Source organism: Falsiporphyromonas endometrii (genome assembly GCF_042654485.1).
Classification (GTDB): domain Bacteria; phylum Bacteroidota; class Bacteroidia; order Bacteroidales; family Porphyromonadaceae; genus Porphyromonas; species Porphyromonas endometrii.
The window spans coordinates 23,560-33,483 of the sequence record NZ_JBHSGO010000212.1 but is presented as its reverse complement, the minus strand read 5'-3'; the positions used below and the strand labels follow the sequence as shown (position 1 = coordinate 33,483).

The window sequence follows — 9,924 nt, the reverse complement described above, 5'->3', positions numbered from 1 at the left end:
TGTGTTAGATTCTGCGGACATTAAGTGCTTTTATAAGACGCTAAAGTAGTGATATAAAATATATTATGAAAAATTATTCCTAATGACGGTCATTAGAATTTGACGCCTAAAGACAAATCTGGGTTAAACTCCAAAAATGAGGGGTTGCTAAAAAATTAGAGGCTGAATCATTACGAATAATGACACAGCCCCATTTTTCTGTCTCAATTAAGACAGTTTATTCTTTGAGTTCCATTCTTATTTTCCACTCGTGAGGGTAAAGATTATTGGCTCTATTGCCAATATTCTTCATAAATCCAAGCGGTACAAATGCGTACGTGATAACTATATATCCCACATTTGCATCGTTAGCTAAGGTTATAGCCTCCCTTTTTAGGTAGTGCTGTGCTTCAGTTCTGCATATATCTACCCGGTCGAAAGAGTCTTCATCGAGCTCAATAGAATGTGCAAGAGTGGCTGCCGGAGCATAGTTTTTCCCTTTTACTTCTGCGAAGTCTATACCTGCTTGTAGTAGTCTGACGTGCATCTTTTGTAGTTTCTCAAGTGTTGTTGTGATCACTTTGGGGATTGCATGAATGATGCCGTCGGGCATTGTGCTAAATATAAAATTATCAGGATGTTTGAGCCAGTTTTTTACATATAGAGGGATCTCTTCTTGTTGTATTTTGGATCCTTTCTTCTTTTCTTGTTCTTCTTCTGTCGTAAGCTCACCAGGCTTTTTTACGGCAGCCATAAACAAACCTTCTCCCTTGGTACGGTGAGGCATAAATCGCATTGCAAAAGTCTCTGTTTTAGCTCCCTTGATAGGCTCTACTGCTTTTAGTAGCTCATCGGGCCATCCGGTCGTGTCAAGGTCTACTTTCTCTGCATTTAGTTGTTGAAGCATATAGTTTACCTGATCCTCATTCTCGTACTTGTTGTATGTGCAGGTCGAGTAGATTATCATACCGCCGGGCTTTAGCATTTTCCAAGCATTGTCAATGATTTCTCTTTGTCTTTCTACGCATCTCTCAACATTTCTGACCGACCATTCGGCAATAGCTTCGGGATCTTTTCTAAACATACCCTCTCCCGAACATGGAGCATCGACAAGAATAAGATCAAACCATGGACCAATTTCAGATAGGTCTTTGGGGTCAGCTGAGGTTACTATTGTATTAGGGTAACCCCATTTTTTCATGTTTTCTGATAAAATGGCAGCTCGATTGGAAATTACCTCATTGGCTACAAGCATAGAGCCTTTGGGAAGAATATCTTGAAGAAGTGTTGCTTTTCCTCCGGGGGCGGCACATAGATCTAAAGCTCTTATAGGTCTATTGCCCAAGTGATTTTTGAATACCCCCAATGCCATTGAAGATGCTTCTTGTACATAATAAGCCGCTCCGTGAAACAGCGGGTCGAGTGTAAAAGAGTCAGGTCTTTTGGGAAGGTATATCCCGAAGGTGCTGTTCCATGGAACCCTTTCGTATGGTTCGTTATAAACTTCAGAAAAGGGTAGGGCACACCAGACCATTGCATTCATCCCTTTGTGAGGATTGAGGCGAATGCTGACAGATGGTTCTTTTTGAATTGATTCGATGAGTTGGTTTGCTTCGTTGTCACCTAAGATATCTCTTATCTCATCTATAAATTGTTTCGGCAAATCTAATTGCTGTATCATAAATTTTATTTTCCTATTAAGTAAATGGTTGGAATTTTGTGTAGCTCCGGTTTTGACTTTTGCCATTCTCCGATGCTTTTTGTTTTTAGAAACTGATCGGGGGATGTTAAGTTGGATGCTATGCAGAGCTTGGTATCTGAGCGTAGTACCGCACAAATTTCGTCAATCAGTTTGTTATTTCTATAAGGGGTCTCAATAAATATTTGTGTTTGATGCAATTTGATGGCATCCGATTCCAGCCTTTGTAATGCTCTTTTCCTTTGTTGGTCATCTATTGGCAGATATCCGTGAAACACAAAACTTTGTCCATTAAATCCACTTCCCATCAAAGAAAGCAGGATGCTTGAAGGACCTACAAGTGGAACAATCCCAAATCCTTTGCGTTGAGCTTTAGCTACAAACACAGCTCCGGGATCTGCTACTGCCGGACATCCGGCTTCACTTATCACTCCCATATCTTGACCTTCCTCGAGAGGTTTAAGGTATGAGTCCACTTTGTTTAGGTCAGTTCGTTTATTTAGCTCATAGAATGTTAAGTCGTCTATTACGATATTTCGGTCCACTTGTTTTAAGAATCGTCTGGCAGATCGAATATTTTCGACTACGAAATAATGGATTTCTTTTATTCTATCCAGATTATACTTTGGCAATACTGTGTTCAAATCCCCTTCAGCCAATGGAACGGGAATTAGATATACTTTGGCGTTATTATTTTGATTCATCATTTCCTATTTTATCATCAACTTTAAGTCCCTTGCATCTCTTTTTTAATTCTTCCGCTAATTTGGTTAGCTCAGTGATATAAGGTAGCTCCATTCTCATACAAGGTGCAATAACATTTCCCGGTTGATTTTTGATTTGTTCGAGTGGCCACCATTTACTGTCAACGGGCTTGCTTCCCCTTATAATTGGCTCCAATGAATTTAAATGTATCAAGAAAAGCCATATATATCGTCCCGAATTGTTTCCTCCGTCTACAAGGTATTTCATAAAGTATCTCAGCTCGTGTACTTTATCGTCTCCAAGATATTCTTTGACGATTTGTTGTGCTGTTTTCTTTATCTCCGAATTGATTGTAAGTATCTTTCTCAAAGGTGTGTCATATCCACCCTTTGGACAAATCTCATCCGGTTCTTTATGCTCAAGATATACCATCCCGTTTGAGATGGGCAATACTCTTACAATCCCGGGAAACCCCGTAATATATCCTTTGTTTATCACCAACTCCGAATAGGTTGTTCTACCAATTTCTTTCCCATTAGCATTGAAGATCGGAATCCATACTTCACTAAAAATTTTCCGGTTAATGATTAAATTGATAGTAGTGTTGATAAGGATAATACCAAGAGTAATGATTGGAGCCAGATTTACCCACCACGGAATGTCTATAACCCTGAAGCTGTCCGCAATGCCAATAATGAATATGACACAATACATCAACAATAATTGGGCCCACATCCGTGCCATAACCTTATAAAAGAATTTTTGGCAGGCTTCATGTATATTCTTTGAACTCTTATCTGCTTCACTTGCTTTTATTGAGAAAAGGTACCTGCCTACAAACAGAACTACTGCAACTAATCCTAAAAGGATAAGTTGTGTTTGTGGTAGGCTTAAGTTGATGACAGTAGCTATGATGGATACAATGCTTGTTGCAACAGCTATCTGAGTAATGAATACAATATTTATGGATCTTTTCCATAGTATCCCGATAGTCAAGAAGAATAACTCAATCGTTGCTAATAATATTTTGATAGGTGTTTGAATAGGTATAGCCATGGTTGATACTATTCCAATGGCTAATGGCAGTAATATTAGTATCGATTTGACGATACTATACATTCTCGTTTTGAAAGATGTTTTAGCCTTTTTCATCGATTGGTCCTCTTTCTGCTCAGATGACTATATTCTCAAGTTGTTTTGTAATTGGATGGGGAACATACCCAAATATTCTTCTATTCTTAGTGTTCTGTTCTGTATCTTGTTTATATAACACAAAAGATATTGAAATGGTTCATTGATGCTATCAATCATTTTTAATATCCTTTTTGTAGTAAAAGAGAGGCTGTATCAAATTCTGAATGCTTGATACAGCCTCTCTTTCGATATTCATGAATAAGAAGTGGTATTGGATTTATTGAAACAGAAAATGGACGAGATCATACTCAAACAATTCTGAAATAAATTCCAAAAACCGACTTCAAGACACTTCTATTGATCATAACAACATTCCGGCAGCTACTTCGTCTGATGTTTTCTTGTCTGACAAAGACTTGACAATTTCCAATCCAAATGCAATAGCAAAAGCCGGACCTTTTCCGGTAATTACCTGCCCGTCGTTGACTACTCCGTCAGTGAGTACTGTCGCACCCTTGAGTTCGTTTTCAAATCCGGGATAGCAAGTCATCTTATGTCCTTCGCTTATACCGATATGTCCCAGTACGAGTGGTGCAGCACAAATGGCAGCAACCTTGCGACCTGCTTTGTATTGAGCTTTGAGCATAGTACAAAGTGTATCACTATCTCTTAGGTTGTGTGCTCCGGGCAAACCTCCGGGAAGTACAATACAATCAAATTCTTGATCCTTTATCTCATCTAAAGTTGTGTCTGCTGTGATGGTCACATTATGAGCTCCCGTGACATTTCTGTCATTACTTATGGATACCGTTTTTACCGGTAGGTTGGCCCTTCTTAGTGAATCTACAATAGATATGGCTTCCATTTCTTCGAAGCCTGTTGCTAAACATACGATTGTTGGTTTCATAATACATAAATAGTTAATGGTTTATTTGACATCATAGTGGTAAGTGATGCTTCCCACTTGATTGGCTGCCCCGGGAAGGGAATTAAACTTGGTTTGTTTGGCTGCCTGAATAGCGGCATTACGCATACCACTATCAGAAATATTGGTGCCACTGATATCAACCCAGGCTTTTACGACCGTCCCTTGAGCGTTTACTTCTATCTTGATGCGGATAGCCCCGCGAATTGCTTGAGCGTAATTGGGCCTTATTGGACGTCCTCCGTTGCCAATGATACTTCTTCCCTCAAGCGAATAAGAATCTCCCGACCCTGTTCGAGAGCCTTGATTCCCTTTGCCGGAAGTGCCAAATCCTTGACTTTCCGATTTGTTTTTGCCTCGACCAAAAGCTCCCGCCACATCTTGTCCTATCTGTCTTTGCTGTTCCTTCTTTTTAGCCTCGTTGGCTTGCTGTTGTCGGATTGCTGCCTCTTGCGCTTTTTTTCTTGCCTCTTCAGCTTTTTCCTTTTGCCTGTCGGTGGTCTTCTCTTGCTTTATGGCAGGCGCTTGAGAATTAGCTTGAGTGTTTATAGGGCGCTTGTTTGTTTCGCTTTGCGACTTAGGATTGCTATTTTCGGCTGATGTAGTGGTCTCTTGTATCTTTTCGTTGTCGGCGACATTGCCTCTTGCCGGCTCTTCTTGTCCGGCTACAAATTCGTCTGTTGTCCCATAATTAACGAGGACAAGGTTGATCTCTGTCGTCTCTTTGGGTACCAGTTTCATTGTACACAACAAAAGTAGCCCCAAAACAATGAGGTGCACAACGAGTGTGACGCATAAGGCTATTATTTTTTGTCTGTTGTTTTGAGTCATTGTGAGATTACTCCGCTGTGTGTGTTAGAGTCTGATCTATGTCGTCTGATGTTTGTGCGTCTGTGGCCAGCATAATCTTGATGTCTCCACGAGCCGCAAGTGTAATAATTTTTACTACCTCCTCATAAGGAACCGTTTTGTCTGCATAGATAGCCAAGAAAAGGTTGGGATGCTGTTCTTTTAGGGATTGAAGATGTGCCGGCAAATCTTGCAAAGTCGTCTCAACTTCAGTATCGTTGCCATAGGCGATGAAGTATCTTAAATCCGGGGTAAGCGTTACCCTTGCCATCTCTTCATTGGCTTTGTCTTGTTTTTCGGAAGCAGGCAAGTTGACCTTTATAACATTGGGTATGACAAATGTGGACGTGATCATAAAGAATATCAACAATAAGAATATGATATCCGTCATGGATGCCATACTGAATGAGGGACTGCTGCTATTTCTTCTTTTTAGGCTCATTCTTTTTCGTCATTAATGAGGTCCATAAATTCGAGCGTCTTCGTTTCCAGCTTGTTTACAACTTTATCGATTAGCGCAATGAGATAGTTGTATGCAAATAAGACAACAATACCTACTATAAGACCACCCACTGTAGTTACAAGAGCTTGGTATATACCTCCTGCCAAAGTACTGATATCTGCACCACCTTGTGCATTTGCCATTTGATAAAAGGCCTGTATCATACCGGTCACAGTCCCAAGGAATCCTATCATTGGAGCCACAGCTGCAATCGTTGCCAATAGGGGCATGCTATTTTCGAGCTTTCCTACTTCGATGTTTCCCGTATTCTCTATTGCGACCAAGATATCCTGCATAGGCCTACCCAAACGTGATAGCCCCTTTTGAACCATCTTGGCTGAGGGTGTATTGGTGGATTCACAAAGATTGATTGCACTATCCAACTTGCCATCATGGAGGTAATCTTTGATTCGATCCATAAATGCATCGCCATCTTTTCCGGCAGCTCTGATTTGAAGAAACTTCCTTACAAAGATGTATATAGCAATGATGCTTAAGGCATAAAGCACATACATGATGGCCCCTCCCATTTGGGCTAATTCAAAGAAGTTGGGGGCTGTATTGTTGGTGGATGTTTCAACTGTTTGTTGAGTCGCTGTTTCTACGAGCGAGTCGCTTACTATTTGTAGCAGTGGAAGCAAATGAAAGGTCATATTATCGTAATTTCATTGTTTATTGTTTACCTAAGAATAAAGTCAAAATCTTATTTGAGTTGAAGTAGATATCTTTTGATGGTTTCTTCCAAACCAAGATACAAAGCATCTGCAATAAGAGCATGGCCGATAGAGACTTCGTCGAGCTTTGGAAGGCATTGTTTGAAATAGGCCAGATTGTCCAAGTTAAGGTCATGTCCTGCATTGATATCCAAACCTATCTTCGCTGCATGTTGAGCCGCTTCTACAAAAGGGGCTACTGCTTTGGCTTTGTCATTGTGATAGTTTGCTGCGTAGGGCTCTGTATATAGCTCAATTCGATCTGTCCCGGTCTCTTTGGCTGCTGTGATATTGTCTAAATCTGTTCCCACAAATATGGATGTTCTGACGCCCAGATTGTGAAAGTGGTCGACTAATCCTTTGAGATGATCAAAATGCTTAAGAACATTCCAGCCGGCATTGCTGGTAAGTGCATCCGGTGCATCCGGGACCATGGTCACTTGAGCCGGATTTACCTCCTCTATAATCTTTATGAAGCGATCATCAGGATTACCTTCTATATTAAATTCGGTCTTGATATGCTGCTTAAGCTCAATTACGTCTGTATATCTGATATGTCGTTCGTCCGGTCTTGGATGTACTGTAATTCCTTGAGCACCAAATTTTTCACAGTCGAGAGCTACTTGAAGTACATTAGGAACATTGCCTCCTCTGGCGTTTCTTAAGGTGGCAATCTTGTTTACGTTTACACTAAGTTTAGTCATTGCTATTATTTATTACATTCCTTCGGCAGTTACGGTCTTGACAAATATGTTTACATTATCTTTGTCTTCAGATTTTCTTGCCTATTGCTTTCTTACAAAGGTAGAAGATTATCATCAGAGTATAAAACCTTTATTAAGGAGATTTTTCTATGAAAGTAATCGTTTTTGGAAGTAGACATAAGGTTGACCAAGCTGAAAGTATATCACAATTTCTGATTGCTCTTTCGGGGGTATGCAAACTTGTTGTTGAACGTAAGTTTAATGAATTTATTCATAGAAGCCTCCACTTGGATATAGATACTTCTGTTCTGGATGACGATATTCCCTTAGATGTAGATTTTGTCATTTCGATAGGAGGTGATGGTACCTTTTTAAGAGCCTCACATTTTGTTGGACGAAAAGAAATCCCCATTTGGGCTGTCAATTCCGGACGTTTAGGTTTTTTGACTGATGTGGATTGTTCGGAAGCTGTCAATTTGGTGGGTCATCTGGAGTGCGGCGATTATAATATTGAGTCGCGTTCTCTTCTAAAGGCTCAAGTCGGAAAAGATTTTACGGGGTATGCTCTCAATGAAGTTGCCTTGATGAAGCGTGAGACCGGTTCTATTATTACGATTGACACATATCTTGACACAGATTACCTTGCTGCTTATGATGCGGATGGTCTTATTGTGGCTACGCCTACCGGCTCGACAGCCTATTCTCTTTCTGTCAATGGGCCTATTATGACTCCTGATTGTCATGATTTTATTCTTTCACCTGTAGCTCCTCATACACTCAATATGCGTCCTTTGGTTGTTCCGGATGATCTTACTCTTTCTATGCATGTTTATTCTCGAAGCGAAAGTTTTCTTTTGTCTCTTGATGGTAAGGCTTATCCCTTCTCGTGCGGTACTCCTATCGAGATAACCAAGGCGGATTATGTTGTGCGCACGGTGAAGGTTTCTAAAGCATCATTTGCGGATACACTTAGAAGAAAACTTATGTGGGGTGCCAATGTTAGACAAGGATAATCGTCTTTGCTTCATTTTTCTTACCTTGATCACAAATTGATTGTATAATAGCAAAACTTATAAATCATGATTCTTAAAAAGGGATGTAGGATAAAACTTACCGATATGAGGTTTCATGCTTTTCATGGCGTGTTTGAGCAAGAGCGTGTTGTTGGAAATACGTTTGTGGTTAACCTTGATATTCAGATGGATTTTTTGCAAGCTGCATTGACAGATGAATTGAATGCAACGATAAGTTACGCCGATTTGTATGAAGTGGTGAAGGAAGAAATGGCCAAGCCCTCTAAACTGCTTGAGAATGTAGCCGGAAGAATACTTAATCGTTTGGCTGATGAGTTTGAAGAGATTCAAGATATTACTCTCGAAGTTGCCAAGCTCAATCCCCCTTTCGGAGGTGATGTAAAGTCTGCTTCGGTTGTGATGGAGTATGTGAGAAAACTGTAAATCTTCTGTTATACCTTTCCTTTCTACTATGGGTGTTTGTCAAGGTTGCGAAACTTTGATTGATTTGTTGTGCTCTTCTTTGTTTGTACGACCTTTGACTTAGTTGATGCAATACACTCCTTCTTGTGTCCTGATGGCTTTATATCTTTTTAGGGGGATTCTTGAGGGGCCTTTTGTGGGAGCTCCACTTCCATAGATTACAGAATATCTGCTTCCACATTCAGGGCATTTGTACTCCATATTATCAGTCGGTTGGAGTTTTATTTGTCGGTTGGCTTCCAACGGACATGAAAGGTCGAATGCCACATATTCGTTTGTGGCACCAATTGTGTGAACAATGATTAGGCCTCCAAATCCTATATAGTCTGTAACTTTGGTCCTTTCAGATACTTCGACAGAACTTCCCGGAGCTTGTATGATGAGACCTTTGGGACTATTCCACATCAATGTATAGTTGACGGGTAGTTCCGGCATTGTCTCATAAATCTCCTGCCGGCATCCTGTTGTTAGTAGTCCGATAAAGAGTAATATCAGCCCTGTTATTTTCTTGCCAATCATTTTGTTTCAAGGATGTCTTTAGAAAGATATTCTATTCTTTCACTATTGATTATGATTACTCTTAGTAGTCAATAATATTCTATTTTGTGAGAATGCCACTTTATGCAGCATTCTCACAAATTTATGAGCAAATATGGCGACTTTTCCGCAAGCCTGAGATGCAAGATCCCGGTTAAGGTTGATGCTAAAGTGAATGTACTTAAGATGTGCATGACTGAAACGGAACACCGAAATCAGCGATGCAGGTTACCTTTTGCAACACCCTTTTTAGATCTTTTACCTTAACGTTAGTATGGCAGCATAGCCAGGGTATCTGCCAATTTGTCGATCCCTTCTTCCAATTTGCTACCTATCATCTTTTTGATAAACATGTTTAGCTCAGCTCTTAGCGTCAGTCTCAAGAATGTTGCTCCGTCTTTTTCTACGAGTTGAATCCACATGTTGAATGGAATAGGAGATTTGGTCGCTTCTAATTTTACCGTTTTATTTTCTTCTCGGTCTATGATTCTTATTTCAGATTCGCCTATTGGGTTTAGCTTTAGTTTGCAACTGTCTTTATCTGCATATGTGATTGTCACGGTGTTTGCCGGAATCTTATCCTTGACGTTGTTGAGGTTGGATAAGTCACTTAGCTTTGCATATACACGCTCTACCGGATAGTTGATTTTCTTTACCTGACTAACGTATTCATTCATATCC

12 protein-coding genes are annotated in these 9,924 nt (G+C 40.2%); 2 read left to right on the top strand and 10 right to left on the bottom strand.

The window, feature by feature from the left end; all coding sequences use genetic code 11:
* Positions 1–217 precede the first annotated feature (217 nt).
* The 8 genes from ACFO3G_RS08780 to ACFO3G_RS08745 all read right to left on the bottom strand — a co-directional run bounded on the left by ACFO3G_RS08780 (position 218) and on the right by ACFO3G_RS08745 (position 7,210).
* Positions 218–1,660 (bottom strand): methyltransferase RsmF C-terminal domain-like protein, encoded by a 1,443-nt coding sequence (locus ACFO3G_RS08780; protein ID WP_380079998.1) that lies wholly within the window; start codon positions 1,658–1,660, stop codon positions 218–220.
* Between the two features lie 5 nt (positions 1,661–1,665).
* A complete protein-coding gene (locus ACFO3G_RS08775) occupies positions 1,666–2,385 on the bottom strand; it encodes an SAM-dependent methyltransferase (RefSeq protein ID WP_380079996.1) in 720 nt (239 codons plus the stop codon).
* Complete coding sequence (locus tag ACFO3G_RS08770) at positions 2,369–3,535, bottom strand: hypothetical protein (protein ID WP_380079994.1); 1,167 nt, start codon at positions 3,533–3,535, stop codon at positions 2,369–2,371. Before ACFO3G_RS08770 ends, ACFO3G_RS08775 begins: the two co-directional genes overlap by 17 nt.
* A 343-nt stretch (positions 3,536–3,878) precedes the next feature.
* Positions 3,879–4,424, bottom strand: a complete 546-nt coding sequence (locus ACFO3G_RS08765) for a DJ-1 family glyoxalase III (RefSeq protein WP_380079992.1) — start codon at positions 4,422–4,424, stop codon at positions 3,879–3,881.
* 21 nt (positions 4,425–4,445) lie between these two features.
* Positions 4,446–5,273, bottom strand: a complete 828-nt coding sequence (locus tag ACFO3G_RS08760; RefSeq protein WP_380079990.1) for an energy transducer TonB family protein — start codon at positions 5,271–5,273, stop codon at positions 4,446–4,448.
* 7 nt (positions 5,274–5,280) lie between these two features.
* On the bottom strand, positions 5,281–5,733 hold the full coding sequence (locus ACFO3G_RS08755) for an ExbD/TolR family protein (protein WP_380079988.1): 453 nt from the start codon (positions 5,731–5,733) through the stop codon (positions 5,281–5,283).
* Positions 5,730–6,446: a MotA/TolQ/ExbB proton channel family protein gene (locus ACFO3G_RS08750; protein ID WP_380079986.1), complete on the bottom strand. Its 717-nt coding sequence runs from the start codon at positions 6,444–6,446 to the stop codon at positions 5,730–5,732. The genes ACFO3G_RS08755 and ACFO3G_RS08750 overlap by 4 nt, the downstream gene beginning before the upstream one ends.
* Positions 6,447–6,496: 50 nt before the next feature.
* Positions 6,497–7,210 carry a pyridoxine 5'-phosphate synthase gene (locus tag ACFO3G_RS08745; RefSeq protein ID WP_380079984.1) on the bottom strand — a complete coding sequence of 238 codons (714 nt, stop codon included), beginning with the start codon at positions 7,208–7,210 and terminating at the stop codon, positions 6,497–6,499.
* Positions 7,211–7,359: 149 nt separating this feature from the next.
* Here ACFO3G_RS08745 and ACFO3G_RS08740 point away from each other — a divergent pair, with 149 nt between their 5' ends.
* Positions 7,360–8,223, top strand: coding sequence for an NAD kinase (locus tag ACFO3G_RS08740; RefSeq protein ID WP_380079982.1), 864 nt, complete (start codon positions 7,360–7,362; stop codon positions 8,221–8,223).
* A 66-nt stretch (positions 8,224–8,289) separates the two neighbouring features.
* Positions 8,290–8,667: a dihydroneopterin aldolase gene (folB, locus tag ACFO3G_RS08735; protein WP_380079980.1), complete on the top strand. Its 378-nt coding sequence runs from the start codon at positions 8,290–8,292 to the stop codon at positions 8,665–8,667.
* A 99-nt stretch (positions 8,668–8,766) separates the two neighbouring features.
* Here folB and ACFO3G_RS08730 read toward each other — a convergent pair whose 3' ends face one another.
* Positions 8,767–9,225, bottom strand: coding sequence for a hypothetical protein (locus tag ACFO3G_RS08730; RefSeq protein ID WP_321741197.1), 459 nt, complete (start codon positions 9,223–9,225; stop codon positions 8,767–8,769).
* A 287-nt stretch (positions 9,226–9,512) separates the two neighbouring features.
* Positions 9,513–9,920, bottom strand: coding sequence for an SRPBCC family protein (locus ACFO3G_RS08725; protein WP_380079978.1), 408 nt, complete (start codon positions 9,918–9,920; stop codon positions 9,513–9,515).
* Positions 9,921–9,924: the final 4 nt, after the last annotated feature.

Bases quoted from the DNA above. Each gene is read 5' to 3' on its own strand.
- ACFO3G_RS08780 (WP_380079998.1), bottom strand. From the start codon at position 1,660: ATGATACAGCAATTAGATTTGCCGAAACAATTTATAGATGAGATAAGA.
- ACFO3G_RS08775 (WP_380079996.1), bottom strand. From the start codon at position 2,385: ATGATGAATCAAAATAATAACGCCAAAGTATATCTAATTCCCGTTCCA.
- ACFO3G_RS08770 (WP_380079994.1), bottom strand. From the start codon at position 3,535: ATGAAAAAGGCTAAAACATCTTTCAAAACGAGAATGTATAGTATCGTC.
- ACFO3G_RS08765 (WP_380079992.1), bottom strand. From the start codon at position 4,424: ATGAAACCAACAATCGTATGTTTAGCAACAGGCTTCGAAGAAATGGAA.
- ACFO3G_RS08760 (WP_380079990.1), bottom strand. From the start codon at position 5,273: ATGACTCAAAACAACAGACAAAAAATAATAGCCTTATGCGTCACACTC.
- ACFO3G_RS08755 (WP_380079988.1), bottom strand. From the start codon at position 5,733: ATGAGCCTAAAAAGAAGAAATAGCAGCAGTCCCTCATTCAGTATGGCA.
- ACFO3G_RS08750 (WP_380079986.1), bottom strand. From the start codon at position 6,446: ATGACCTTTCATTTGCTTCCACTGCTACAAATAGTAAGCGACTCGCTC.
- ACFO3G_RS08745 (WP_380079984.1), bottom strand. From the start codon at position 7,210: ATGACTAAACTTAGTGTAAACGTAAACAAGATTGCCACCTTAAGAAAC.
- ACFO3G_RS08740 (WP_380079982.1), top strand. From the start codon at position 7,360: ATGAAAGTAATCGTTTTTGGAAGTAGACATAAGGTTGACCAAGCTGAA.
- folB (WP_380079980.1), top strand. From the start codon at position 8,290: ATGATTCTTAAAAAGGGATGTAGGATAAAACTTACCGATATGAGGTTT.
- ACFO3G_RS08730 (WP_321741197.1), bottom strand. From the start codon at position 9,225: ATGATTGGCAAGAAAATAACAGGGCTGATATTACTCTTTATCGGACTA.
- ACFO3G_RS08725 (WP_380079978.1), bottom strand. From the start codon at position 9,920: ATGAATGAATACGTTAGTCAGGTAAAGAAAATCAACTATCCGGTAGAG.